Annotated in this window: 27 protein-coding genes; 11 read left to right on the top strand and 16 right to left on the bottom strand. The window is 42.4% G+C overall.

Going from position 1 to position 25,060, the window contains the following annotated elements:
* Nucleotides 1–2: 2 nt before the first annotated feature.
* Nucleotides 3–1,355 (bottom strand): guanine deaminase, encoded by a 1,353-nt coding sequence (gene guaD / locus T408_RS0101455; RefSeq protein ID WP_028118370.1) that lies wholly within the window; start codon nt 1,353–1,355, stop codon nt 3–5.
* A gap of 174 nt (nt 1,356–1,529) precedes the next feature.
* On the opposite strand from guaD, the gene T408_RS0101450 reads away from it, so the two are divergent.
* Nucleotides 1,530–2,084 carry a nitroreductase family protein gene (locus T408_RS0101450; RefSeq protein WP_028118369.1) on the top strand — a complete coding sequence of 185 codons (555 nt, stop codon included), beginning with the start codon at nt 1,530–1,532 and terminating at the stop codon, nt 2,082–2,084.
* A gap of 73 nt (nt 2,085–2,157) precedes the next feature.
* On the opposite strand, the gene T408_RS0101445 is transcribed toward T408_RS0101450, so the two are convergent.
* On the bottom strand, nt 2,158–3,165 hold the full coding sequence (locus T408_RS0101445; protein WP_028118368.1) for an amidohydrolase family protein: 1,008 nt from the start codon (nt 3,163–3,165) through the stop codon (nt 2,158–2,160).
* A gap of 70 nt (nt 3,166–3,235) precedes the next feature.
* On the bottom strand, nt 3,236–4,123 hold the full coding sequence (locus tag T408_RS11630) for a serine hydrolase (protein ID WP_157060743.1): 888 nt from the start codon (nt 4,121–4,123) through the stop codon (nt 3,236–3,238).
* Nucleotides 4,124–4,298: 175 nt separating this feature from the next.
* Here T408_RS11630 and T408_RS0101435 point away from each other — a divergent pair, with 175 nt between their 5' ends.
* Nucleotides 4,299–5,096: an HAD family hydrolase gene (locus T408_RS0101435; RefSeq protein WP_028118367.1), complete on the top strand. Its 798-nt coding sequence runs from the start codon at nt 4,299–4,301 to the stop codon at nt 5,094–5,096.
* 112 nt (nt 5,097–5,208) lie between these two features.
* Here the strand turns inward: T408_RS0101435 and guaA are convergent, their stop codons facing one another.
* A complete protein-coding gene (gene guaA / locus T408_RS0101430; protein WP_028118366.1) occupies nt 5,209–6,759 on the bottom strand; it encodes a glutamine-hydrolyzing GMP synthase in 1,551 nt (516 codons plus the stop codon).
* A 15-nt stretch (nt 6,760–6,774) separates the two neighbouring features.
* Entirely contained in the window at nt 6,775–7,695 is a 921-nt protein-coding gene (gene coaA / locus T408_RS0101425; protein WP_028118365.1) for a type I pantothenate kinase, read from the bottom strand.
* Nucleotides 7,696–7,896: 201 nt separating this feature from the next.
* Between coaA and mvk the strand changes: the two genes are divergently transcribed.
* The 4 genes from mvk to fni are packed head-to-tail and all read left to right on the top strand — an operon-like array spanning nt 7,897 to nt 12,106.
* Entirely contained in the window at nt 7,897–8,886 is a 990-nt protein-coding gene (mvk, locus tag T408_RS10455) for a mevalonate kinase (protein WP_035419750.1), read from the top strand.
* A 14-nt stretch (nt 8,887–8,900) separates the two neighbouring features.
* Nucleotides 8,901–9,902, top strand: coding sequence for a diphosphomevalonate decarboxylase (gene mvaD, locus T408_RS0101415; protein ID WP_028118364.1), 1,002 nt, complete (start codon nt 8,901–8,903; stop codon nt 9,900–9,902).
* Nucleotides 9,903–9,905: 3 nt separating this feature from the next.
* Nucleotides 9,906–11,048, top strand: a complete 1,143-nt coding sequence (locus tag T408_RS0101410; protein WP_051444716.1) for a phosphomevalonate kinase — start codon at nt 9,906–9,908, stop codon at nt 11,046–11,048.
* 5 nt (nt 11,049–11,053) lie between these two features.
* Nucleotides 11,054–12,106 carry a type 2 isopentenyl-diphosphate Delta-isomerase gene (fni, locus tag T408_RS0101405; protein WP_028118362.1) on the top strand — a complete coding sequence of 351 codons (1,053 nt, stop codon included), beginning with the start codon at nt 11,054–11,056 and terminating at the stop codon, nt 12,104–12,106.
* A 112-nt stretch (nt 12,107–12,218) separates the two neighbouring features.
* Here the strand turns inward: fni and T408_RS0101400 are convergent, their stop codons facing one another.
* Genes T408_RS0101400 through rpiA form a run of 3 tightly spaced genes read right to left on the bottom strand, consistent with a single transcriptional unit; the run spans nt 12,219 to nt 14,862 of the window.
* Nucleotides 12,219–12,836 (bottom strand): helix-turn-helix transcriptional regulator, encoded by a 618-nt coding sequence (locus tag T408_RS0101400; RefSeq protein WP_028118361.1) that lies wholly within the window; start codon nt 12,834–12,836, stop codon nt 12,219–12,221.
* A gap of 16 nt (nt 12,837–12,852) precedes the next feature.
* Complete coding sequence (locus T408_RS0101395) at nt 12,853–14,154, bottom strand: pyrimidine-nucleoside phosphorylase (protein ID WP_028118360.1); 1,302 nt, start codon at nt 14,152–14,154, stop codon at nt 12,853–12,855.
* A 24-nt stretch (nt 14,155–14,178) separates the two neighbouring features.
* Nucleotides 14,179–14,862 carry a ribose-5-phosphate isomerase RpiA gene (gene rpiA, locus T408_RS0101390; RefSeq protein ID WP_028118359.1) on the bottom strand — a complete coding sequence of 228 codons (684 nt, stop codon included), beginning with the start codon at nt 14,860–14,862 and terminating at the stop codon, nt 14,179–14,181.
* Nucleotides 14,863–14,993: 131 nt separating this feature from the next.
* On the opposite strand from rpiA, the gene T408_RS10450 reads away from it, so the two are divergent.
* On the top strand, nt 14,994–15,683 hold the full coding sequence (locus T408_RS10450) for a CpXC domain-containing protein (protein WP_051444715.1): 690 nt from the start codon (nt 14,994–14,996) through the stop codon (nt 15,681–15,683).
* Between the two features lie 86 nt (nt 15,684–15,769).
* Here T408_RS10450 and T408_RS0101380 read toward each other — a convergent pair whose 3' ends face one another.
* The 3 genes from T408_RS0101380 to T408_RS0101370 form a co-directional block, all read right to left on the bottom strand.
* Nucleotides 15,770–16,723: a glycosyltransferase family 2 protein gene (locus tag T408_RS0101380; protein ID WP_028118358.1), complete on the bottom strand. Its 954-nt coding sequence runs from the start codon at nt 16,721–16,723 to the stop codon at nt 15,770–15,772.
* Between the two features lie 10 nt (nt 16,724–16,733).
* Nucleotides 16,734–17,123: a GtrA family protein gene (locus T408_RS0101375; RefSeq protein WP_028118357.1), complete on the bottom strand. Its 390-nt coding sequence runs from the start codon at nt 17,121–17,123 to the stop codon at nt 16,734–16,736.
* 98 nt (nt 17,124–17,221) lie between these two features.
* Entirely contained in the window at nt 17,222–18,145 is a 924-nt protein-coding gene (locus T408_RS0101370; protein ID WP_028118356.1) for a LysR family transcriptional regulator, read from the bottom strand.
* Between the two features lie 122 nt (nt 18,146–18,267).
* On the opposite strand from T408_RS0101370, the gene T408_RS0101365 reads away from it, so the two are divergent.
* Nucleotides 18,268–19,452: a uroporphyrinogen decarboxylase/cobalamine-independent methonine synthase family protein gene (locus T408_RS0101365; protein WP_028118355.1), complete on the top strand. Its 1,185-nt coding sequence runs from the start codon at nt 18,268–18,270 to the stop codon at nt 19,450–19,452.
* Nucleotides 19,453–19,507: 55 nt separating this feature from the next.
* Here T408_RS0101365 and murB read toward each other — a convergent pair whose 3' ends face one another.
* The 3 genes from murB to tsaE all read right to left on the bottom strand — a co-directional run bounded on the left by murB (nt 19,508) and on the right by tsaE (nt 21,515).
* Nucleotides 19,508–20,419 carry a UDP-N-acetylmuramate dehydrogenase gene (murB, locus tag T408_RS0101360; RefSeq protein ID WP_028118354.1) on the bottom strand — a complete coding sequence of 304 codons (912 nt, stop codon included), beginning with the start codon at nt 20,417–20,419 and terminating at the stop codon, nt 19,508–19,510.
* Between the two features lie 70 nt (nt 20,420–20,489).
* The gene (locus T408_RS0101355; protein WP_051444714.1) at nt 20,490–21,038 is read right to left on the bottom strand and encodes a GNAT family N-acetyltransferase; all 549 of its coding nucleotides are present in this window, start codon (nt 21,036–21,038) and stop codon (nt 20,490–20,492) included.
* Entirely contained in the window at nt 21,039–21,515 is a 477-nt protein-coding gene (tsaE, locus tag T408_RS0101350) for a tRNA (adenosine(37)-N6)-threonylcarbamoyltransferase complex ATPase subunit type 1 TsaE (RefSeq protein ID WP_028118352.1), read from the bottom strand.
* A gap of 164 nt (nt 21,516–21,679) precedes the next feature.
* Between tsaE and T408_RS10445 the strand changes: the two genes are divergently transcribed.
* Nucleotides 21,680–22,339, top strand: coding sequence for a DUF4430 domain-containing protein (locus T408_RS10445; protein ID WP_051444713.1), 660 nt, complete (start codon nt 21,680–21,682; stop codon nt 22,337–22,339).
* A gap of 87 nt (nt 22,340–22,426) precedes the next feature.
* Here T408_RS10445 and T408_RS0101340 read toward each other — a convergent pair whose 3' ends face one another.
* On the bottom strand, nt 22,427–23,161 hold the full coding sequence (locus tag T408_RS0101340) for a polyphenol oxidase family protein (protein WP_028118351.1): 735 nt from the start codon (nt 23,159–23,161) through the stop codon (nt 22,427–22,429).
* Between the two features lie 64 nt (nt 23,162–23,225).
* Complete coding sequence (gene pta / locus T408_RS0101335; protein WP_211230818.1) at nt 23,226–24,212, bottom strand: phosphate acetyltransferase; 987 nt, start codon at nt 24,210–24,212, stop codon at nt 23,226–23,228.
* Between the two features lie 175 nt (nt 24,213–24,387).
* Between pta and T408_RS0101330 the strand changes: the two genes are divergently transcribed.
* Nucleotides 24,388–24,822 (top strand): CopY/TcrY family copper transport repressor, encoded by a 435-nt coding sequence (locus T408_RS0101330; protein WP_028118349.1) that lies wholly within the window; start codon nt 24,388–24,390, stop codon nt 24,820–24,822.
* 16 nt (nt 24,823–24,838) lie between these two features.
* The gene (locus T408_RS0101325) at nt 24,839–25,060 is read left to right on the top strand and encodes a heavy-metal-associated domain-containing protein (RefSeq protein WP_028118348.1); all 222 of its coding nucleotides are present in this window, start codon (nt 24,839–24,841) and stop codon (nt 25,058–25,060) included.

Genomic DNA, 25,060 nt, shown 5'->3' with positions numbered 1-25,060 from the left:
TCTTATTTTTGATGGACTAGTTGGCCTTGAACATAGACTTGGTGAATATTTTCCTTGTTAGCCAAGTAGAGAATCCGTTGTAAGATTTGCTCTGGCTCTTCAAAGACGCCAAAGGCTGGCAATCCCTGTGTATCAATGACTTGGAAATCCGCTGCATAGCCAGGAGCAATCTGTCCAATCGGCAGATCCAAGGCTTCGCCCCCACCGGCCGTTGCTAAGTGCAAGGCTTGAATCACTGAAATTCTAGAATCAGCGACTCCGCGTGACTCAAATGGCAAGTCACGGTCAACCCCTTCTTCCAATTGTCTTGAGGACATGACAGCCTGACGAATATTATCATATAAGCTTGGGGAGAAACCTCCAGAGATATCACTTCCTAGACCAATTTGAACCCCTAAGTCCTTTAGATGACGAATCGGAATCACACTATTAGCAAAATAAACATTCGAAATTGGACAATGAGCCACTGCCGTTTCTGTTTCGCGGTAAATGGTAGCATCTTGGTCACTAATGAAGTTAGAATGAGCCATCACTGATTTAGGGCCAAACAAGCCAAAGTCACGCAAAGCTTCCGTATCCGACTTACCAAAGCGCTCATGAGTGAAGTCATGTTCCCACTGCCCTTCACTACAATGTGTGTGGACGTGACAGTGATATTTCTGTGCCAAATCACCTAAGCCCTGCAAGGCTTCATCTGTACAAGAGGGGGCAAAGCGGGGCATCACCACCGGATAGACCCCTTGCTTGACTTGGGGAGCCAAGGCTCGAACTTCTTGTATAAAGCTTTCAGTATCAGCTAAGGCTTGCTCGGTAGATTCATCACGATAATAATCTGGATTCCCATCGGGATCATCCATAACCACCTTACCAACCAAGGCTCGCTGACCCTTTTCGGCGCAGATCTTCACTAATTCTAAGCTAGATTCCTTATGAATGGTGGCAAAATATAGGGCCGTGGTCGTTCCTCGAGCTAATAGTTGGTCCACTAAATCTTGATAGACACGACGGGCAAAGTCTAAGTCTGCATACTTAGCTTCCAAAGGAAAGGTATGTTGGTCTAACCATTCATCAAGTGGACGATCTAGAGCAATGCCAGCTTGAGGCCATTGAGGAGCGTGAATATGAGTATCGATAAATCCGGGCAAGAGATATTGTCCTTCTTCTAATTCAACTAATTGACCCGCTTGACGTAATCGCTCGATTTCACTTTGATAATTAGCTGCATCTGACGCGATGATTTCTTGGATGACTCCTTGCGAATCTATCAAGATCAAAGCTTGTTCTTGATAAGTTAAGTCACCGTATTGTGGACAAGAATAATAATTAGCTAAAACAGCTTGAATATTAGCAGTCATAAGACATCTCCTTTTAAAAAATCTAAAATCAAGTCTAGCACAAGTTAAAATAGATGACATAAAAATTACAAATGATTAATATTTAAAAAGCACTAATGTTCGTGTTTTGTTTTTGCAGTGTCCATTGAAAGCTGATAAAATAGATCTTACAATAAATCGAAAGGATTGGTAATAATGACCTTTAATGACTTACTTAAGAAAAGAAGATCACACCGCCAGCTGGACGCACAAGTGCCCTTAGCAGACGAGCAAATCGTTGCTACCATCAAGGCAGCGTGTGACCTAGCGCCGGTTGCTTATGGCCAACAAACACCTAGAATCTTTGTCTTATTAAATGATGAAAACAAGGGCTTCTGGGAACAAACAGCCACTTTAAACGATGAAAAGAAGGAACTCTACCAAAGCTTCGCCCAGGCTAAAGGAACCGTTCTCTTCTTTGAAGACCGCAACCACACCTATAGTTTAACAGAGAAATTTGGCATTGATGAGTCTCTAGCCCGTCGTTATTCCGATGAAAACCATGCCAATATTAGTTTAGCCACTTGGCTGGCACTGGAAGATGTAGATATCCAAGCTACCCTCCAACATCCTAGCCAACTGGCTAAAGACTCAATTGAAACACCTGATCATTGGACTTTCAAAGCAGCACTCGTATTTGGACGGGGCCTTGACTCAGTAAATGCTAAGGATAGTCTCTATGATAAGAAGGGCTTTACTGTTAAGGGATAATTTTCAATAGCCAATCTATTTTATACGCCAACTTTGGTTGGCGTTTTTTTGATAGTCTTTAGGGAAGTTCGCCCTATTTATCTGCTAACTTAAATAATTCGTCAGCGTTTCGATGTGTTATGAGATCTAATGAATGCTGATCAAGACCAAGGACTAACAAGAATTCTTGACTATCCAGGCGCTTAACATAAGGAAAGTCCATCGACCACAAAATCCGCTCAGGTCCAACCGTATCTAGGCACAAACGCATGGGTGCTTCATCATACATTCCACTAGGCGTTAAGTACAAATTATGCTTAAAATAATAAGAAATAGGCTGCTCCAATCCGGTTAAAGTTTGAGGTAGCATCTCATCAAAGCGACCGATAAAGTAGGGTAGTAATTCACCCCAATGTCCCAGAATAACTTGTAATCTTGGATAACGATCAAACACACCTGATAGGATCAAACGTAAGACATGAATGCCTGTTTCGTAATGCCAGCCAATCCCATGACCCGCTAAGATCATCGCCACTTGATCGGAAAAGTTTCCCTGATAATAAGTCGCTTGCACAGCTGGCAAAACTTCTCCGGGATGAAATTGTATCGGTACTTCCAATGCTTCAGCCTGCTCAAAAATCGGCCAAAAAGACGGATCATCCAAGAATTGCCCTTGGAAAGTTCCCTGAATCAAAGCCCCGCGAAAGCCTAATTCTTCTACCGTCCGCTTTAGTTCAATGCTTGCTGCTTGGGGATCCGTAAGGGGCAGACAAGCTAATCCATACAACCGATCCGAATAATGCTGACAGGCTTGGGCCAGTTCATCATTAGCCTCTCGGCACAAATCAATCGCTTGAGGGCCCCTAAGAGTCATTGGGCTATTATTACCATAGGACAATAATTGGACATCCACCCCGGCTTGATCCATAAAGTTAATCCGACCTTGACTAATATCAGAAATATCCGAATTATTAGCCAAATAGTCAGCCACAAATTGAGCCTTTTCCGGAGCAATCGTTTGCCCTGTCTCTTCCGCCACGGCTTGATAGCCTTTATTAATAGTTTTAGACATATAGTGTTCTTCAATCGTTATCAGTCTCATTCTATGCCTCCTTCACTTATCTTCATTATAAAAGTTTATGCAAGAACTAGCTAACCAAAAGATAAGCTCCCTAGAAAGACACTTGGTAGACAGTCAAGCCCACCTTATTAAAGGCTGGATACTGGTCCTGCTCCTCACCATCTTGGGATAGGATAATCAGTAAATAAGCCTTTGCTCCCTGTTTGACAATCACCGCATCCCCCAAGACGCCATATTGGGAGAATTGACCGGATTTACCGTATATTTTGACTTTATGACCTAACCTAGCAAGTAGCTTACTACGATCTTTTTGTTGGCTAAGAATAGTTAGCATCTGACGATCCAATACGGGTGAAATCAATTCCTGGCGATAGCATGATCTGAGCAAGTTGGCTATATCCTCAACACTCGTGTAATTATCCTGACCACTAGCTAGAGCATCAAAATCTAACATATATCGATTCAATTGGGTATCCCCATAATCCCACTGATTAATTTGCTCTTGAACGGAAGAAAGCCCACCGAGTTGCTTAATTAAGATATTAGTAGCGGTATTGTCGCTATTAATAATCATTTCCTGTGCTAAATCTAAGAATGAATAGGTCGATCCCTCCGCTTGTTGCTGTAAAGTCCCCGTACCACCTACTTTGTCTGCATCCTGCAAAATATAGGTCTGATTTAACCGAATCTGGTCATCAGCTACTTGTTGAAAGAAAACAGCTAGGATAAATAACTTTATCAAACTAGCTGACCGCATCGGATTGGAATTGATCACTAGCTTAGTAGCATCCGCTTGAGTGAGATCTTGGTAGTAGAGACTATGATCTCCTGAAAGAGAATGAAAGGCTTCTTCAAAGCAAGTTTGGACAATATTTAATTGATTCATTTCTTGACTATTTCCAAGCTCTTCCACCGCCCAGATGGATGGATAAGAAAGGAGCCCCCATAAACTAAGACAAATGCATACGAATCTTCCCAACTTTTTCACCCTCTCACATGTTATCAATGATCAGCCAGTCACTGATTAATAGCAGAACCGGTCAATCCTTGATATAATTACCTCAATGCTTATTTATTTTAGCACTGACACTAGTATGATCGCTCCTCAAATAAGTCAGTTATCGACTAATACCGATTTAGAAAGGATCCAGCTATTGAAACCTATCAAGATAATCTTTTTTGACATTGACGGTACCCTTATTGACATGGATAAGGGGCACCTGACTAACCTCACCCTAAAAACCCTCCAAGCCTTAAAAGCGAACGATTTTATCCTTTGTCTGGCCACGGGAAGAAGCCCTGTCTCCCTGCCCCACTTCGAAGGAATTGACTTTGATGCCTATTTAACTTTCAATGGATCATATTGTTTTAACGACCAAGAGGATATCTATCAACATCCCCTTATTGAAGCAGATATTCAACAAATTGTTGAAAATGCTAATCAAATCCACCGACCCGTTGCTATCGCTACTAAAGACCGCTTGCTAGCTAATGGAAAAGATCAAGATTTAGTGGATTATTTTTCTTTTGCTCATCAAGAAGTCCAAGTTTCTGATGAATTCGACCGGATCGCTCACCAAGAGCCCGTCTACCAGCTATTAGTTAGTTGCCGTTCAGATAATTATGATCACTTGATGCAAGGCACCACCGATTCTAAGATTACAGCCTGGTGGGACCGGGCCGTTGATATCATTCCGGCTAAGAGTGGTAAGGGCACAGGAATCAAACGAATTTTAGATTATTATAGCCTAGAGTCCAGCCAAGCTCTAGCCTTCGGCGATGGCAATAATGATATCGAAATGTTGGAAGCAGTCGGCTGGGGCTTGGCCATGGCTAATGCTTCTGACGACTTGAAGACCATCGCTGACGAGGTAATTGGCCATGTAGCTGATGAAGGTATCTATCATTACTGCGTGGAACACGGCTTGATTGAGCCGATTGAGGCTAGATAATATCCTCAGACCCGTCAGCCAAATTGACTATAGGACCAGTCACTGCTTGACAATCTAAACAAAAATTAGACCGCTAAAACTTGTCAAACAAGGCTTAGCGGTCTTTATTAAATTATTCCCATTCGATTGTTGCAGGTGGTTTTCCAGTTACGTCATAGACTACGCGGTTAACGTGTGGCACCTCGTTGACAATCCGTGTTGATATCTTCTGTAGCACATCCCAAGGAATTCGAGCAAATTCACTAGTCATACCATCAATCGAAGTTACGGCACGAATACCGACCGTATGATCATAGGTCCGGCCGTCACCCATTACCCCTACCGAGCGAATACCTGGTAAGACAGTAAAGTATTGCCAAATCTCACGTTCTAGTCCATGCTTAGCAATTTCTTCTCGAAGAATAGCGTCAGATTCACGGACAATCTCCACTTTCTCTTCAGTAATCTCACCCAGAACTCGAATACCTAAACCTGGTCCTGGGAAAGGTTGGCGCCAGACAATAGAGTCCGGCATCCCCAAAGCCGTTCCCAAGGCTCGAACCTCATCCTTGAATAGCGTATTCAAAGGCTCGATTAATTGGAATTCCATATCTTCTGGTAAGCCACCGACATTGTGGTGTGACTTAATCGTTTGAGCAGTTTCTGTCCCAGATTCAATAATATCCGTATAAAGAGTCCCTTGGGCTAGGAAGTCGATACCATCTAGCTTAGCCGCCTCATCGTCGAAGACGTAGACAAATTCGTTTCCGATAATTTTACGTTTTTGCTCGGGGTCACTTACACCCGCTAGCTTACTAAAGAAACGGTCCTTAGCATCCACCTTGATAATATTCAAACCAAATTCGCCTAAAGCATTCATCACATGATCTGCTTCATTCTTACGTAATAAACCATGGTCAACAAAGATGGATACAAGTTGGTCTCCAATCGCTCTTTGCAAGAGGACACCGACTACCGAAGAGTCGACTCCACCTGATAAGCCGAGTAATACCTTCCGGTCACCGACTGCCTCACGAATTTTGGCAATTTCTAAATCAATAAAGTTCTCCATCGTCCAATCGCCCTTGGCGCCACAAATATTAAAGACAAAGTTGCGCAACATATCGTTACCATGAATAGACGCACGGACTTCTGGGTGGAATTGAACGCCATAGATTTGACGATCAGTATTTTGGAAGGCAGCGAATGGGCAATGTTCATTCTTAGCTGTCACTTCAAATCCTTCTGGAATTTCAGTAATTAAATCGCCGTGACTCATCAAGACTACTTCTTCAGATTCCAAACCAGCAAAAATTCCCGATTCTGTTTCCAATACTTGCAGAGGAGATTGACCGTATTCACGACTACCAGCAGCTTCAACATTCCCACCTAGCTTATGGGTAATTAATTGCATCCCATAGCACACACCCAAGATTGGTAAACCTAAGTCAAAGATGGCCTCATCAATAGTGAAAGCTCCCTCTTCATAAACACTATGAGGGCCTCCAGATAAGACAATCCCCTTAACGTTACCCAGGTCTTTGATGGCTTGTGCACTAGTAGTGTTAGGCTTGAGTTCACTATATACACCAAACTCACGAATACGGCGAGTAATTAATTGATTGTATTGGCTACCGTAGTCTAAAACAATAATTTTTTCTATTTCTTGAATACTTTGCGTCACAAAACATTCCTCCTCTTAGTATTTACGGATATAAAGTTCATCAATTAAGTGCTTGTCGCCCTTATGCAGGACAAGATCGGCTCGGTCTCTTGTTGGTTCAATGTATTGGACCAAGTTTGTCATATTGACGGTATACCAAACCTCATTAGCATAATTGTCTAAATCTTCTTGGGACCTAAAGGTCATTGGATAATAATAAGAATCTGGATTATCCTGAGCATGCTTTAAGTGCATGTGAAAACGTTGAATGTACCACTTCTTAATATTTAAGGGATCAGCATCTACATAAATGCCAAAATCAATAAAGTCACTCACATAAATTTGCTGGTTCTGAGGCAGTTGGAAGGTATTAATTCCTTCAACAATCAGAATATCCACTGCTTCTATTGTCCGCTTCTTTCCAGGAATAACATCATAAATGTCATGAGAATAGATGGGATAAGAGACCGGTCCTGATTGTGTCTTAACAGCACTCATAAAGTCCAATAAGGCTACCATATCATAGCTCTCAGGAAAACCCTTGCGGTTTGAGATCCCGCGACGCTTTAACTCCCGGTTAGAGTAAAGAAAACCGTCAGTGGTCATCATCTCGACCGTCTTAGCTGGATAAGCCCGTTGCAGTAATTCTTGAAGCACCCTGGCAACGGTTGACTTACCGACAGCCACACTCCCAGAGATGCCAATAATAAATGGGGGTAAGTTACTCTTATCTTCAGCAAAAAAATTTAATTTAGCGAGTTCAAACCGTTTAAACTTCTGCACAAAAATATCAATGTACTGGATAAGGGGCTGGTAAATTTCATCAATATCCGCTTGCGTCAAGCGGTCATTGACGGCGACCAATTCATCCAGGTCAGCGATTAGCTCTGCCTCTATCTCTCCATCATAATAAAGCTGACTCCACTCTTGACGTGTGAAGTGTTCGAACACGTTCATCGACAAACAACCCTCTTTTCAATTCTTATTGCTAATAGTTTATCATACGTCGACCTGGCTTTGTAGCACAAAAATACCCTCTCATCAGATTGTTTACCCATTCTTAACTTTCCAGAAGAGCAAATAAGCAGTGTTTTACCTACAAATTAAGTGAATTCCATGTTATTATATTAATCAATTAGGGAAAGGAGTTGAACGTGAATGTCTAGGCAGTCACCCAAAGATCAAGCATCTGCTAAGCAAGTAACCCACCAGTCGCTTGGGCAAGGAGAAGCCCATTCAAAAATTATTCTCATGGGAGAACATGCAGTAGTTTATGACTACCCTGCCATCGCTCTTCCCTTTCCTGCGGCTAATGTTCAAGTAGAAGTCGAAGCTCAAAGCGACCCCTGCGCAGACCATTACCTTGACAGCCTCTATTACAAGGGGAAGTTGGTTAAAGCGCCTAGCCACTTGGACAATATCAAGGAAGCGATCCACTTAACCTTGAAATCATTCAAACTACCTAAAACAAGTCTAAAATTCTCAATCGATTCATCAATTCCAGTGGGACGGGGAATGGGCTCGTCGGCGGCAGTCTGTGTGGCGTTAGTGCGGGCTATTTGTGACCTCTACCGGGTAAATATATCCCCCTATCAACTACGATTTATTGTTAACCAAGCGGAAGTTATTGCCCATGAGGCCACTTCTGGCTTGGATACTTTAATGGCCTCATCATCCAATCCAGTCATTTACCGTAAGAGTAAGCGTCCTGCTCCCTTTGCCTTTAAATTAGATGCTTATCTAGTCGTAGCTGATTCAGGGCAAGTGGGACAAACCAAGGAAGCGGTCGGCCATGTTGCCCGCTTAAAGGAAGTTAGACCCGATTTTGTTGAAGGAACTATGGCGGCCATTGGTGGTTTTGTCGAACAAGCTTACGAAGCGATTGCTCAACACGACATCCACGAACTAGGCCGGTTATTAACTTACAATCATTATTACTTAAACCAATTAGAAATATCCAATAGTGTTTTGGATCGAATCGTCAATGCCTGCTGGATGGCCGGAGCCCTTGGAGCTAAATTAACAGGAGGGGGCTTGGGTGGTTGCGTTATTGCCCTGGCAGAAAGCTTCGATAGCGCTCAGAAGATAAGACAAGCTATGCAGGAAGCCGGAGCCATTCAAACTTGGAGCCTTCACTTGAACCAATAATCAAAGGAGAGACTATGCCTAATCTTAATCAAGCGAGTTTTCGTGCTCATACCAATATCGCTCTCATTAAATATTGGGGCAAGCGCGACCCCAAGCTGTTTCTACCCGTCACTTCCAGTCTATCTCTGACTTTGGAAGCTTTTTATACCGATACACGGCTAACAGTGGATCCAGCCCTCACTCAATCCAGCTTCTATTTAAATGGGATCCAACAAGAAGATAAAGAAGTGGAAAAGTTGAGTCGTTTTCTCCATTTGTTCTATCCAGACTCAGACCAAGCTCCTACTCACTTTCGTGTGGATAGCTATAATCATGTCCCCACTGCTGCTGGCCTAGCTTCTTCAGCTTCAGCTTTTGCTGCCTTGGGTTCGTGTGCTAATCAGGTCTCAGGTCTGAACTTAGGTCCGGAACAATTATCGACTTTGGTTAGACAAGGATCTGGTTCAGCTTCAAGAAGCTTGTTTGGTGGCTTTGTACGCTGGAACCGAGGGCAAGACGACCAGAGTGAATCTTCGTTTGCCCAAGCTATCGACTCCGCCCAATGGGATATCGGAATGTTAGCTATTGCTGTTAATGCGGACAAGAAGGCCATTTCTTCAAGAAAAGGTATGCTTCATACAATGGAGACTTCCCCCTTCTACCAACTCTGGCCTAAAGAAGTTGCTAAAGACCTAGAAGCAATGGAAGTAGCCATTCAACAACGGGATGTCCAAAGAATCGGGGAAATTGCTGAACATAATGCTATGAAAATGCATGCTACGATCCTAGCAGCCAACCCTTCATTTACCTACTTTGAACCTGATTCTTTGCTTGCTATGCAGGCAGTAAGAGACTTACGTGAAGCAGGCTATTGTTGCTACTATACGATGGACGCTGGGCCTAATGTTAAAGTGATTGCCCCCTACTCGCAATTAGATACCATCAAGAAACGGCTGGCCCAGTATTTTACCGAAGAAAAACTGATTATGAGTCGCCCAGGTCCTGCACCTTATGCGATTGATTGGAAGGAAGGTTAAAGCTTGAATCACCACCTATTGACCATTGACACTCAACCAGAAACTTGCCAGACCCACCAGGTGCCTGGCAAGTTGTTTGTTGCTGGTGAATATGCTATTTTGACTCCAGGTCAGGGAGCTATTTTGATTGGCATCGACCAATACTTAACCGCCGAAATTCAAGCAAGCACTAATCATATGTGCCAGCTTCACTCAGACCAACTAGCAGATCTAGCAATACCGCTTGTTGAAGACCAACTACAGTTTTCAAGTAGCCTATCAGATCAAAACAACCCCTGGCGCTATGTCCAATCAGCATTGATAACTGGACAAGCCTTGCTCAAAGAACTAGCCATTGAACCTAGATCCTTTAGACTGAATCTGACCAGCCAACTTGCCAATAAAGATGGTCGTAAATACGGACTCGGATCAAGTGGTGCGGTCACTGTTGCTAGCCTTAAGGCATACTTAAACTGGCACGGTATCACACTTCACCATCCGACCAGTCTGTTCAAATTAGCAGCAATTTCTATTATCCGCTTGAAAAGTCAAGGCAGTCTCGCCGATATTGCTACCAATTGTTTGGGCGGTTGGGTCTATTACCAAAACTTTGAACGGGATTGGTTAGAAGAAGCACTGAATGGCCCCAGTTGTATACCTGACCTCCTCCAGAAGCCTTGGCCTGGACTGCGATTAGAATCCCTCCCTCACCCGGATCAAATAAGCCTTGCAATCGGTTGGACTGGTGCACCTGCTTCCTCAGACAACCTGGTTGAAAGAATGAAACAGAAGACCTTAAGTGATCCCGTTGTCTACCAAGCCTACCTAGTGGAAGTTCAATTAATTGTCCAAGAGCTCTATCAAGCCATCCAAGAACAACAGCCGGCAGCCTTTCTAGAGGCAATCATCAACCATCGCCACCTCCTTCAAGATCTAGGAACAGCTTATGATCTACCGATTGAAACAGAACCGCTTCAGCAACTGATTGACCTAGCCAATGCTAATGGTTGGGTGGCCAAGTCTTCTGGAGCAGGTGGAGGAGATTGTGGACTGGCCTTCAAATACCAAGGCCAAGATGAAGACCGCCGACAACTCCAACAAGACTGGCAACAAGCAGGCATTGACCTACTGAATGCGGATGTCTGTCCATCTTTTGAAAGGAAGTGACTATTATGAAACCTGAACAAAGCATCAACCAACAGCGTAAGGATGACCACGTCAACCATGCACTAGAACAGCAAAAGCAGTTGCAACATTCTGCCTTTGATGATTTACGAATTATCCACCATTCCTTTAATCAAGTTGACTTCGAAGCAATCGACTTAACCACCCACTGGGCTGGCAACAACCATTCGCTTCCCTTCTATATCAATGGGATGACCGGTGGCAGTGCATTTACAAAGAAATTCAACCATGACCTAGCAGAAGTGGCTAAGCAAACGGGCCTCTCCATGGCCTCTGGCTCCGTCTCCATCGCTCTCAAGGAGCCCCAGGTAAGCGATTCTTTTACCGTCATCCGCGAGCAGAATCCGGATGGCTTTGTCCTAGCTAACTTGGGCGCTCACCATGATTTGGATAATGCTCGGCGGGCAGTAGAACTGTTGCAAGCCGACGCTCTACAGATCCACCTCAATATTCCTCAAGAAGTGGTGATGCCAGAAGGTGATCGAGATTTTTCAACTTGGTCTACAAACATTCAATCCATTGTTGAGGGCTTAGGGCTTCCTGTCATTGTAAAAGAAGTCGGTTTTGGAATGAGTCAGCAGACCATCCAGCACCTGATTGATTTAGGAGTGGAGACCGTCGATGTTTCTGGGCGTGGTGGAACCAATTTCGTCAGCATTGAGAATAATCGTCGGCAAAACTTTAGCCTTGAATCTTTAGCCAGTTGGGGCCAGACCACCCCTGAATCCCTCTTGGAAGCCCGTCCTTTCTTGGAGGAGATTGAAGTTCTAGCTAGTGGTGGCATTCGCCACTATCTAGATATTGTTAAGGCTTTGGTCATGGGGGCTAAGGCTTGCGGTATTTCAGGATTCTTCCTCCAATCCATTCAAGATCAGGGAATTGATGGCACCGTTCGCTTGGTCGAGGAGATGAAGGAAGCTATCCAACTAACCTGTCTCATGGCTGGCGCCCAATCCGTTAAACACTTAAAAGACATCGATTGGATCATAACGGGGGACCTAGCCCAATATGCTCAAGCACGCAAGCTCACCCTTAAATAGTTCTCACCAAGTATCTATCGCTTAACTTAAAATACAAAAATGGCCTGATACTCCCGTTAAATGGGAATAGTCAGGCCATTTTAATGTTATAGCGATAGAATAGAACTATTAATTATTCACTATCTACTTCGACATCCGCTAATTGAACCGAGAAAAAGCCACGCTTCTTAACAGGCGCATCATATTGTAATTCATAACTAGTCTCACCATTAGCTAGGGCTTCTTGAATCGCTTCGACTTCTCGGTAAGCATCCTCCATCGTCCGATACCAGGCAAGTTCTGTCTTATTCTCAAAAACAAAAGTTCTTGAATGAACCCCCATTAATAAGGCTGTTGGCTTGTAATCGATATGGGGAAACTTCTCAACGACATCAAACTTGTAATAAGTCTCATCTAAATCTTCATCTTCAATCTTAGATTGTATATGGATTCTTGGTAAGTGCTTAGTACTCTCATTAGGATCTTCCGTCTCTTTAACAGATTTAGCCTGAGCTTTTGGTTCCTCGACTGTCTGTTTTTGATAGTCGCGAGTGGATATCTTATCATCCAACAAATAATCAAAGGAAACGTCAAAATAATCCGCAATTAAACGTATCTTATCGAGACCCGGATCGGCTGATCCATTCTCGTACTTGGAGATGGACTGTCGTGTCACATCCAAAATTTCTGCTAGATCTTCTTGTGACATATCTTTGGTTAACCGTAATTCTTTAATTTTCTCACTTAACATGATTTTCCTACCCTTCTCAATCCGTAATCATTTCATAAATTAACGGCGCTGATTCCGCTTGAGAAGTGATAGTGAAACTTCCTTGCATCATCCGCACTGCCTCTGTTGCTTCTTCTGATTGACTGTATAAGGTCGCAACCACTTCACCCGCTTCCACAGGTTCACCTAACTTCTTGTGGACCATCAATCCAACAGCAGGATCAATCTGATCGTCCTTGGTCGCTCGACCCGCACCCAAGATTCGCGCAACCTCACCAACAGTTTGAGTATGCCAACTAGCGAGGTAGCCGGACTCTGGTGCGAAAATCGGGATCTGGTAACGAGCTTGGGGCAAACGATCTGGATCATCAATATATGTGACGTCACCGCCCTGGTTAGCGATAAATTCTTTAAATTTTACCAAGGCTTGGCCATTACGGATTTGCTCTTGAAGAAGTTTTAGGCCTTCTTCAAGAGAATCTACCCGATCTGCCGCTAAGAGCATTTGACTGGCTAATGCTACAGATAAGTCTGTCAAATCTTGAGGCCCTTCTCCTTTCAAACAAGCGATCGCTTCCTGGACTTCGAGCGCGTTACCGACTGCATGGCCCAATGGTTGATCCATGTTGGAAATAATAGCCAGGGTTTGGCGACCAACGGCTTTACCGATTTGTACCATCAGATGGGCCAGTTCTTCCGCCTCCTCAACCGTCTTCATAAAGGCTCCTTCTCCAACCTTAACATCCAGTATAATAGCATCCGCTCCAGCAGCAATCTTCTTGCTCATAATAGACGACGCAATAAGTGGAATCGATTGAACAGTATTAGTAACATCCCTCAAGGCATAGATCTTCTTATCAGCAGGCGTCAGATTACCGGTCTGTCCGACTAGTCCTAACTTAATCTGGTTGACGGCCTCAATAAAGTCCGACACACTTAATTCCGTATTGAAACCGGGAATTGCTTCAAGTTTATCAATGGTCCCTCCCGTATGTCCAAGTCCCCTGCCACTCATCTTGGCTACAGGAACTCCCAAGCTAGCAACCAAGGGACTCAAAATAAGCGTTGTTGTATCCCCGACGCCACCTGTGGAATGCTTATCCACCTTGACCCCATCAATGGCAGACAAGTCTAATTGGTCGCCTGAATTTGCCATGGCTAAAGTCAAGTCAGCAGCTTCTTCTACGGACATCCCTTGAAAGTAAATAGCCATTAATAGAGCACTTGCTTGGTAGTCTGGAATATCTCCAGCAGTAAATCCATTGACAAAGTGGTAGATTTCTTCCTTGCTTAAAGCCAATCCAGCTTGCTTATGGGCAATAATTTCGGTCATTCTCATGGCTATCTCTCCTCATCGATGCTCTTAGTCACGTTCAATTAAACTAACTTCGCCTTGATTATCACCAACAATAATTAAATCAGGATAATTAATAAATAAACCATGTTCTACCACGCCAACCATATTATTTAACTGGAAAGATACTTGATCGGGGCTAGGAATCATGCCTAGATTTAAATCAATAATATAGTTGCCTGAGTCAGTGATAAATAGTGAATCTCGGCCCGACTTTCTGAATTGTGGTTTCATTTGTGCATTTTCGAATTTTCTAAATAGCTTCCAAGAACCATATTGAACGACTTCCACCGGCAATGGAAAGGCTCCCAGTTGTTCCACTAACTTGGATTCATCGACAATCCAAATTACCTTGAGACTATTTTGGGCGACAATTTTTTCATGTAGAAGTGCACCACCGCCACCCTTGATACCAGTAAAAGTTCTCAAGGTCTCATCGGCACCATCAACAAGTAGGTCGATTGAATTCACTTCATCAAGAGGTAATACATTGATCCCTAGCTGACGAGCACGTTGAAAGCTCGCTTGGGAAGTCGCGACAGCAACAATGTGCTTGAGCTGACCCGATTGAATTCGACTGGCCAATTCATCAATAAAGTAGTTAGCCGTTGAACCTGTGCCTAATCCAACGATCATCCCATCTTCCACATAATCAACCGCCTTACAACCGGCAACTTGTTTAGCTAGCGACATGTTTATCTGCCTCCTTGTTTTAATCGTTTACTCACTTTTAATTATAGCATAATTTGAGTCTATTATCTCCTATAGAGACAGACGGTGAATCTTTGTTATAATAGGTTTAAGTCTATCTAGAGGAGGTTCTTATGCAAGAATTAATTTCTATTCAATGCCCAGTCTGTGACCATGAGCAAATGTTCACCCGTTATACATCCATTAATAGCCACTTAGAACCGGAACTTAAGAACAAATTGATTCGCGGTCAGTTGTTCTTATTTGAATGCGAGGTTTGTGGCGCTAGCCGGCATATTGAAAGTACCTTTCTCTATCATGATCCTGATGCTAGATGGATGATTTATCTAGCCCCCCACTATGCTAGCCAAGTAGAAGAGACTGACCAACAATTAAGCAATATTTTAACCAGTCTTGACTTCTCATGGGATGAATACCAACTCCGAGTGGTTGGCTCAATCACCAGCCTTATCGAAAAAATTCAAATCTACCAAAATGGCTACGATGATCAATTAATCGAGATCGTCAAATTATTAACCGATGGATTATTCGCCAAAGAAAAGCCAGATTGCCAAGTCTATGGCCGCTATTATTATAAGGATAACAAGGATGAAAAAATAATCTACCTTACCAATCAGGGACAACTGTTAGTTGATTTTCATGAATCTTTGGTCCACTTTGTCCAAGATAAATATGGCAAACTATTGAAGACACCCCACTTAGGCCACTTTATTCATGTTGATGACCAGTGGGCAGAAAATCTCTTGGAAGGTCTACCTGGAGACTATCAAGCTCCAACTGAGGAGGAGACGGATCAAATTTAAACTCCCTCTTATTCCTTGATTACACAAAATGAGGCAGGAAAAGTCTAATCTCTAGACCTTTCCTGCCTCTTGTCTATTCATGATATTTAGTGCTTGGCTTGGATAAAGTGCTGATCTTGAATAATGTAAGTGGGTCTCTTTTTGGATTCTAGATAAATCTTAGCAATGTAATTACCCACAATCCCTAAACACAGCAACTGCAAGCCTCCCATTCCAACAATTAGAACAGCAAGCGAAGGCCATCCCGGAGTTGGGTTACCAAAGATTAGTGTCTTAATAATAATATAAAGACCAAAGATTAAGGCCCCCAAAAAAGCCAACAATCCCAAATAAGAAGCTATCTTGAGCGGAAGGTCAGAAAAAGAGATCAAACCTTCAATCGCGTAATTAAACAAGCTCATAAAAGACCAGGAAGACTCCCCAGCACTGCGTTCGATATTTTCATATTCTAAATAGGCAACATCGAAGCCGACCCAGGCGAAAATCCCCTTAGAAAAACGGTTGTGTTCAGGTAATGAAATAACCGCTTCAACAACCGGTCGCGTCATGAGGCGATAGTCCCTTGCACCTTCAGCTAATTGAACATCAGAAATTGAGTTGTTGATCTTATAGTACAAATTAGCAAAGAAAGAACGAATAGGGGGCTCTCCTTGTCGATCTACCCGACGGGTAGCTGCTACATCATAGCCCTCTTCTGTAATCAATCGATGCATTTCAACTAACAGCTCTGGTGGATCTTGTAGGTCCGCATCAATTAGGCCGACCCATTCGCCCTGCGCATGTTCCATACCAGCTAAGATCGCTGCTTCCTTGCCGAAATTTCTAGAGAAAGAAAGATAATTGACACGGTCAGGATACTCCTCACTAAGACGCTTCATGACCTCCAGGGTCTTGTCTTGGGAACCATCATTGACTAAAAGAACCTCGATAAAAGCTTGCTTTAATTTGGCCTGTGTGTTTACAATTTCGGCCATAAATAAATCCAAACTGGCTTCTTCGTTATAACAAGGAACAATTAGCGTTATAGTATTCTTCTTCACATATTTCCCCCTAACGTCCTTCGATAAAAAGCTTGCGACTAACAAAGTTAAAGACCATGACGAACCCGGTCACCAAAACCTTTGCGAACATGACAGGTAAACCTAGCCAATCAACAGCTAGAACCATTAATAAGGAGGTAAGGGCTAAGCCGATAAGACTTAAAATCAAAAAGATTATAAACTCCTTATGTCTTTGGTCAGGACCATATTTAGACTTAAAGATAAACCGCATGCTGGCCCAATAGTTAAAAATAGTGGACACAATAAAAGCAATCACTGTTCCTATAAGGTAGTAAAGGTTCAGACCATGGTAGAGGAAGGCTAAAACCAAAAAGTCGATCAAAGTAGCTAAGCCACCCACTAGTATAAATCGAATTATTTGTTGAACTAAGGTTGGCAAAATCATTTCCTCTTTTCCTCTTTAATTATCAAAGCTATGCTTTAGATTAACAGGATGGTGGGGGAAATTCAAGGAAGTTACTGTGAAGAACTCTTTAATTATCCCTCCCTAGCCTGACTCCCAGCATCTAGGCATTCTTTGAGGATATCAATAAATTCTATCGCTACCGCATTCAATTGATGAAAGTCGTTTGTTATGTAGCCAATCTCAATCAGCTCATCTGAATCCAATGGGACTGCAATAATATCGTCGCCATTTAAGTCAGCATTGATAATCCCAGATGAAATCGTATAACCATTTAAACCAATCATTAAGTTAAAAATAGTGGCCCGGTCACTCACAACAATTGATTTATCAACCTCATAATCCGCATGAACCTCCTCTGAAAAGTAAAAAGAATTATACTTACCTTGTTCGAAATTCAAACGAGGATAAGGGGCTAAATCATCAAAAGTAACAAAGTCACGGTCTGCTAAGGGGTGATTTTGGTAGATAAAAATATGGGGCTTGGCTTTGATGAGTGGATTAAAAGTTAAATGTTTATCTAAAAGATCCTTATTAATCACTTGTTGATTGTAGCGACTACGATAAATCACTCCTAATTCACTGCGCAAACGATAAACTTCATCAATAACCTCATAAGTTCTGACTTCTTTTAGGGTCGCTTGAAAATGATCAGGGGACTGGCGCTTTAAGAGGCGAGCAAAGGCATCCACCACAAAGGCATAATGGTGACTCACCACAGAAAATATCTGTTTAGCAGGCTCCTTATCTAGGTAACGACGTTTCATCAAGGAAACTTGTTCCAAAATTTGATTGGTATACTGCAAAAATTCTTCTCCATCACTGGTTAGAGTAATTCCTCTTGAATTACGGGCAAATAAGGTAACTCCTAACTCTTCTTCTAACTTGGCCATCGCATTGGATAGAGAAGGTTGAGAAATATAGAGTGAGTGAGCGGCTTGTGTTAAGGAACGTTCGCTGGCCACCGCCTTAAAATATTGAAAGTCTTCTAAGCGCAAGGTAATCCCTCCTTAAATGAATTCATTATAGCTTACAACTATAGCTCCCTCTTGTAAATAGGTATTTCTAATACAATTAAAAATTGCGTATAGTTATCTCATAAATAAAGGAGATGATAAAAATGACAACTTATTCAAGAAAATTTCTAACCGTTGGTTCTCTATTACGACCAGAAGAACTATTAAAATACAAGCAGGAGATCGAACACCGAGACGATATCACTTATCCCTTCTATCAAGACCTACCAGGTTACCAAGAAACCGAAGAAAAAGCGATCCAAGACATCGTCTCAAAACAAGTTGCTCATGGCCTCACTGAAATCAGCGACGGAGAATATGCTCGTTCTCTCTGGCACTTGGACTTTGCCTGGGGATTACAAGGTTATGAGCGTTCCATTCAGACACAGGGTTATAAGTTCTATGAAGAAGATGAACAGGGCCACCGCCACACTTATGAAACACGCCGTGATATCGGCTTAGCCGTCACTGGTAAATTATCTGGCAAAAATCACCCCTTTATCGAGCACTTCAAACTAGTTAAGAAATATGCACCAGACACCGTAGCTATCAAGCATCCGATCGTCGCCCCTGGTCATCTATATATCGAAACCATTGGCCACGAAACAATCGGTGAGGGGCATTATTACACAAACTTAGAAGATTTCCGCCAAGACCTAATCACCGCCTACAAAGAGTATGTAAAAGAGTACGCTCAAGCAGGAGGGAGCATCTTGCAGTTGGATGATTGTATTTGGGCTAGCTTTGTTGGTGATGAAGATACCATTCAATTAGCTTCTCTGGATAGCGATTTCTCAAGCTTCGACAAAGAAGAAGTAGCCCAACACTTGATTGATATGAATAATGCTGTCGCAGACTATGCCCATGAGCTTGGACTGAAAGTTTATGCCCATAACTGCCGGGGAAATTACGCCTCACGCGCCTTCACAGACGGTGCATATTCAGAAGTTGCTGAATATTTCCTAGCTCGCCAACATTATGACCGCTTCTACTTAGAGTGGGATGATGATCGTGCAGGTAGCTTGGAGGTCTTAAAAGTCTTCTCTGACCGGCCAGAAGTTGAGGTGGTTCTAGGCGCCCTATCAAGTAAGACCGCCAATTTAGATGACCCCGACCGTGCCCTAGCCATGCTTGAAGAAGCCAGTCGCTATCTAGGCAAGGATCGATTATACCTCTCTCACCAGTGTGGTTTTGCCTCTTGCGACTGTGGTAATGAACTCAGTGAGGAACAACAATGGGCAAAAATAGACCAAGGGCATGAGATCGCCTACCAGTTTTTTGGTGAATAGAGAAATACTAATACATCAAAAAAGAGGGCCTAGGCCCTCTTTTTTAAATTGATGATTAAATCTGATCATGACCAATAATTCGAACTTCTGGTTCTAGTCTAACTTGAAACTTTTCCCAAATAACAGATTGAATATGAGCAATCATATCGGTATAATCTTGGGCCGTAGCATGGTCAATGTTCACGATAAAACCAGCGTGCTTGGTTGAAACTTGGGCACCACCAATTTGGTGACCTTGAAGACCTGCTTGCTGAATTAATTGACCCGTATAATGGCCTTGAGGACGTTTAAAGACAGATCCACATGAGGGATATTCTAAAGGTTGCTTGCTTTGTCTAAGCTCAGTCACACGATCCATCTCATTCTTAATTGCCTGAGGATCACCTTCATTTAACCGAAAACGAGCCCCCAGAATAATCGCCCCATTATCTTGAAAGACACTATGACGGTAAGCAAAATCACATTCCTCATTTGAATAGCTAATTGGCTGTCCCTCTTGGGTAATCGCTTCAACTTCAACAATCACCTCACAAACTTCTCCGCCGTAAGCTCCCGCATTCATAAAGACTGCTCCACCTACACTGCCGGGGATGCCACAGGCAAACTCTAAGCCCGTCAATTCTTCTCCTAGGGCTAGATGGGTAACGTCAATTAGACTAGCTCCAGCCTCCGCATAAATCTCAGTACCTTGACAAGAAATCTGATTCATATCACTTAAGATGAATACGATACCTTCCATCCCACCATCACGAACAATCACATTGCTCAAGTTACCCAAGACATGAACATCAACAGTCGGATCATGATCTTTAATCCAAGCTAAAACCGCTTGAATTTCTTGAACGTCTTTGGGGAGGATGATGACATCTGCCCTACCTCCCGTTTGAGTATAACTATAGTTAGCTAGAGGCTCATCTAACTTAAAATTTAAGGTTGGAAAAGCCTCGATTAAGTCTTGATAATTCATTCTAATTTGTCCACCTCGAATTCATATACTCAACTATTCTAGAGAATGCACCCGAGAAAGTAAAGCAAATTTATAGTAATAACTCCATGAGATAAGCATCAAAATAACTATGATCTTTGCGAACGTGCTTACTTAATTTACCAATCTCATTGAAGCCATAGGACTTGTAGAGACTAATTGCTCGAATATTACTCTCCATGACTTCTAAGGTAATCTTAACTAGACCGACAGATTTGGCGAAGTCAAGTAAATCTCCAACTAATAGTTTACCTAGACCAAATCCCCAGTACTCACTAATAATCACTAGACCAATTTGAGCAATATGGTCCTGGTGCCCTCGTCCATAAGAAGCCAGGTTGCCTAGACCAACAATCTGTCCATCAACTTCCACAACGAGAAGAATACTCTTTTCAGCATATTGAAAACGCTCAATAATATCTTCTTCATCTTGTAAGCTCAGTTCCTTGGGCTTGACTAGGAGAAAATCCGTTTCTTGATTAGCTTCACAGAGTAAATTTAGAATTGCTCGCGCATCACTTATTTCTGCCTGGCGAATGATGACAGATATTTCATAATCATCTTCCTTATTGACAACTTGTAGCGGCTTGATATCACTCATCTACTTAACATCCTTCCACTTCTGTTTTAACGCATCTATTATACTTGAATAGGCCGGTGAATGCGAATCAATCTGGATTCGTCGCTGATTGTCCTTGGAAGTAGCCGCCAAGTGAACCTCTAGGTAGTCTTGAGGTAAATAGTCTTCAATAAACTGGGGCCATTCAATCAGAACTAAATAATCGTCACTTAAATACTGATCCAAATCAACAGTATCTGCCCCTCCTTCTTCTAAGCGGTAAGCATCCATATGAATAAAGGTAGACCCATCCTCCAGCGGATATTCCTTGACAATTGTATAGGTCGGGCTTTTAATGGCTCGTTTAATTCCAAGCCCCTTACCAAAGCCTTGGGTTAAGGTTGTCTTACCTGCTCCAAGATCCCCAGTCAAGGTCATTACCATCCCTGGTTTCATTAATTGACTCAGCAGAGCTCCCACTTGCTTAGTTTCCTCAGCATTAAATGTGATGATTTCCATTCAATCCTCCTTAACTAAAAGGTCTAACATCCTTCTTACTCTATCCACAGTTGTCTAGTATTCTTATTATAGTCAAAAATCTCACAAACAGCGAATTATTTGACTTTGAAGCGATTTCTTGGTAGTTTATTATTAGATATTACTAATCTTAGGAGGGCTAGTACATGAAGAAATTTATTAAATTAATGTCTTTATCCACAGCAGCATTTTTACTCGTTGCTTGTAATAATGGAGGACAAGAAGCTGAGCCTGCTCAAGAATCTGTCAGCTCAGTTGTTGAGTCGCAAGATCAAGCTTCTAGCCAAGAATCCTCTTCTCAATCCCTTTCATCCGACGCTGCAGAAAGCTCTCATGATGAGGATACACAAGCAGATGATACCACTGGAGAATCAGTTAAATTTGCTTTTTATGTTAGTGGGCAAGAAGCACCCGTTGCTGAATACGATGTAAATCTAACTGAGGGTATGAATGTCTTAGAAGCGATGGAAGCTTCAAAAGATCAAGTACCTTTCAACTTCAACGAAGAAGAAGGTGTGATTGATTCAATTAACGATATTGATAATGATTACCTTTCTGGTCAAACTTGGACTTACCTCTTGAACGGTCAGTTCGCTGAAGCGGGAGTGGTTTCTCAAACTCTTAAAGCAGGAGATACCATCCAATGGTATTTTGGAACGATCGATGAAATTCCAGTAACAATTATTCCTGCTGAAGATGTTGCTGGTGACACGGACCTTACAGACACTGAAGAAGGTCGGGACACAGAAGGACCAGCTGCTCTGGAAGATTCAGAAACAGACAGTGAAGAGCTTACTAACAACTAATAACTCATACTAGACCCCACTCGGGGTCTTTTTTCATATCTCAGAGAGGCTCCCGCTAAGTTTTACTTAACGGGAGCCTCTCTGGATCTAATCACAAATGACGCTCAGCAAACCATTCAACCCATAGTCTAGCCCTTCTCTTCTGGCTGAATGAAGGCTTGGATCTTGATAGGTTGATCGCTGACTAACTTCGATCTGATGAGCAGGAAGCCCCGCTTCTAATAATAAATAATGGTTGGCCTGGGTCATTGATAGGTAGAATTTATCCTTAGTCAGACCTGGTTTAAAGAATTGATCTCTTCTCTTGATCTCACCAAAAGCTTGATAAACTTCAGGTCCCACCTCATAATTCGCCTGATCTATTGAGGGACCAATAAAAGCATGGATATCTTCCCTACGACAATGAAAGTCATCAACCATCCGCTGAATGGCTAGCGGACCAATCTGCTTGACCGTTGACCGCCAGCCTGAATGTAAGCTAGCTTGCACCTTGCGTACGGGATCGTACAACAGAATCGGTGTACAATCAGCAAATTTAATCAATAAGCCAATACCGACTTGATCAGTAATCAAACCATCTGTGGACTTAAACTGACGTCCAACCACAAATTCTTCCCCGTTGGTCCCCTTGCAATACTCGATAGCATCTCCATGCACTTGCTGGCCAGTATAGACTTGATTCACTGAACAATCTAATTGATTAACCAAGGCTCGGACATGATCAGGAAAGTGAGCTTGATTCTTTTGAAAACGAAAGTTATAAGAACGACCTCCCAAATAATGACTTAATCCTAATTGAGATAATTTAACTGATTCAACCATATAAGCTCCTTTAAAATAAAAAATCACCGAAATAGCTGATAACTATTTCGGTGCTCCATGTCAACTATTCACTTAGCAAGGCTTGATTAGCTGTAATAATGGATAGTTTGTAAACATCATCTTCCACACAACCTCTGGATAAATCTGAAATCGGTTTGTTTAGTCCTTGAAGGATGGGTCCAATTGCCTGATAGTTACCTAAACGTTGAGCAATTTTATAGCCAATATTACCTGATTGGATTTCAGGGAAAATAAAGACGTTGGCTTTACCTGCAACTTCAGAATCAGGTGCTTTTTGCTTAGCTACGATTTCTGAATAAGCCGCATCAAATTGTAATTCACCATCAATCTTGAAGTCTGGAGCCAATTCTTTGGCAATCCGTGTCGCTTCAGCTACTTTTTCTACTTCAGGAGAAGAAGCTGATCCCTTGGTTGAAAAACTTAGCATGGCTACACGTGGATCAATATCAAAGATCTTTGCAGTCTTAGCTGTTTCTACGGCAATCTCAGCTAATGATTGAGCGTCTGGATTAATATTAATCGCACAGTCGCCCATCATTAAGCGTTGACCATCTTCTTCAGAAGGTAACATAATAAAGGCACCACTTGTTAAGTTGACTCCTGGCTTAGTCTTAATAATTTGTAGGGCTGGACGGACAGTATCTGACGTTGTATAAACGGCACCACTCACTAGACCATCTGCAAGGTCCATGTAGACTAACATGGTTCCAAAGTAGATATTATCTTGAAGCATTGTCTCTGCTTCTTCTTGGGTATGTTTTCCTTTACGGCGTTCAATAAAGGTTGCTACCATCTCATCAAATTGCTCGTAATTAGCAGGATCGTAAATAGTAATTCCTTCGATATTCCAGCGGTTCTTATCTGCAATTTCCTTAATTTCTTCTGGCTTTCCAATTAAGATTGGCTCTAGCAGTTCATCTGCATTCAAGCGAATAGCTGCTCCTAAGACACGAATGTCGTTAGCTTCTGGAAAAACAATCTTAATATTTTTTCCTTTAATTTTTGCGCTTAGATCTTCAAACATTCCCATAAAATATACCTCCATTAAATAAACATGATTAATCGCTTTCACCGATTTAATTCAATCATAACACAGTTTGAAATTATTTTGTTTAATTTGAACCAAAAAACTTGAAAAGTTAAGATTACAAGCGTAAACTAAATAGGCAGGTTACATTTGTAAACTCGAAAGGAGGCACTCGTCTATGACAACTGGGATTACTGATGCAGAATGGGAAGTGATGCGGATTGTTTGGGCCCAAGAAGGTTTGACCAGCCGAGAAATCATTGATCGGGCTCAATCCGTCACTAACTGGAAAGAAGGGACCTTAAAATCCCTCATTAACCGCTTAGTTTCAAAAAACATACTGGTTAATAAAGGCCAAAAGCGCCCAGCCGAATATTTTCCTAGCCTCTCCCAAAGCAAAGCCACTCAAGAAGAGCTAGCTGATATTTTTGGCCGTATCTGCAACAAAAAAGCCGGCATGGCAATTCAAGATCTAATCCAACAAGCTAGCCTGAGCCGGGCGGATTGCCAAGCCTTGATTGATACGCTTGAAACAAAGAAGCAAACTGCTCCAGAAGAAGTCCCTTGTCAATGTCCAACCGGTCAATGTCAATGTCACCTCTGTCAGCATTAAGAAAGAAGGTTATTAAATGATTCAACATCAAGAATTTCAAATCATAGGAATGGGTTGTCAACACTGTGCCCAAAAAATTACTCAGGCAATTCAAGCGCTAGATGGTGTCGATGAAGCAGCAGTTAACTATGAAGAGGCCTTTCTAGCTGTCTCATATAATCCGACCGTGACGGCTGAATCTAGTCTTTTTGATACTGTCCAAGACTTAGGCTACCAGTTAGAGAAGTTAGGCGATTAG

Origin of the sequence: Hutsoniella sourekii ATCC 700629, assembly GCF_000518205.1 — a bacterium.
GTDB lineage: Bacteria > Bacillota > Bacilli > Lactobacillales > Aerococcaceae > Hutsoniella > Hutsoniella sourekii.
Note: the sequence above shows the minus strand (reverse complement) of the source record. Positions and strands in the feature narration are given on the sequence as shown.

Excerpts from the sequence above, each read along its gene's own strand:
- tsaE (WP_028118352.1), bottom strand. The coding sequence starts at position 21,515 with ATGGAAATCATCACATTTAATGCTGAGGAAACTAAGCAAGTGGGAGCT.
- guaD (WP_028118370.1), bottom strand. The coding sequence starts at position 1,355 with ATGACTGCTAATATTCAAGCTGTTTTAGCTAATTATTATTCTTGTCCA.
- T408_RS0101355 (WP_051444714.1), bottom strand. The coding sequence starts at position 21,038 with ATGAGTGATATCAAGCCGCTACAAGTTGTCAATAAGGAAGATGATTAT.
- murB (WP_028118354.1), bottom strand. The coding sequence starts at position 20,419 with ATGAATTATCAAGACTTAATCGAGGCTTTTCCAACCTTAAATTTTAAG.
- T408_RS0101365 (WP_028118355.1), top strand. The coding sequence starts at position 18,268 with ATGACAACTTATTCAAGAAAATTTCTAACCGTTGGTTCTCTATTACGA.
- T408_RS0101330 (WP_028118349.1), top strand. The coding sequence starts at position 24,388 with ATGACAACTGGGATTACTGATGCAGAATGGGAAGTGATGCGGATTGTT.
- T408_RS0101340 (WP_028118351.1), bottom strand. The coding sequence starts at position 23,161 with ATGGTTGAATCAGTTAAATTATCTCAATTAGGATTAAGTCATTATTTG.
- T408_RS0101450 (WP_028118369.1), top strand. The coding sequence starts at position 1,530 with ATGACCTTTAATGACTTACTTAAGAAAAGAAGATCACACCGCCAGCTG.
- T408_RS10450 (WP_051444715.1), top strand. The coding sequence starts at position 14,994 with ATGCAAGAATTAATTTCTATTCAATGCCCAGTCTGTGACCATGAGCAA.
- coaA (WP_028118365.1), bottom strand. The coding sequence starts at position 7,695 with ATGAACGTGTTCGAACACTTCACACGTCAAGAGTGGAGTCAGCTTTAT.
- T408_RS0101400 (WP_028118361.1), bottom strand. The coding sequence starts at position 12,836 with ATGTTAAGTGAGAAAATTAAAGAATTACGGTTAACCAAAGATATGTCA.
- T408_RS10445 (WP_051444713.1), top strand. The coding sequence starts at position 21,680 with ATGAAGAAATTTATTAAATTAATGTCTTTATCCACAGCAGCATTTTTA.
- T408_RS0101395 (WP_028118360.1), bottom strand. The coding sequence starts at position 14,154 with ATGAGAATGACCGAAATTATTGCCCATAAGCAAGCTGGATTGGCTTTA.
- mvaD (WP_028118364.1), top strand. The coding sequence starts at position 8,901 with ATGCCTAATCTTAATCAAGCGAGTTTTCGTGCTCATACCAATATCGCT.
- fni (WP_028118362.1), top strand. The coding sequence starts at position 11,054 with ATGAAACCTGAACAAAGCATCAACCAACAGCGTAAGGATGACCACGTC.
- rpiA (WP_028118359.1), bottom strand. The coding sequence starts at position 14,862 with ATGTCGCTAGCTAAACAAGTTGCCGGTTGTAAGGCGGTTGATTATGTG.
- pta (WP_211230818.1), bottom strand. The coding sequence starts at position 24,212 with ATGGGAATGTTTGAAGATCTAAGCGCAAAAATTAAAGGAAAAAATATT.
- T408_RS0101445 (WP_028118368.1), bottom strand. The coding sequence starts at position 3,165 with ATGAGACTGATAACGATTGAAGAACACTATATGTCTAAAACTATTAAT.
- mvk (WP_035419750.1), top strand. The coding sequence starts at position 7,897 with ATGTCTAGGCAGTCACCCAAAGATCAAGCATCTGCTAAGCAAGTAACC.
- T408_RS0101325 (WP_028118348.1), top strand. The coding sequence starts at position 24,839 with ATGATTCAACATCAAGAATTTCAAATCATAGGAATGGGTTGTCAACAC.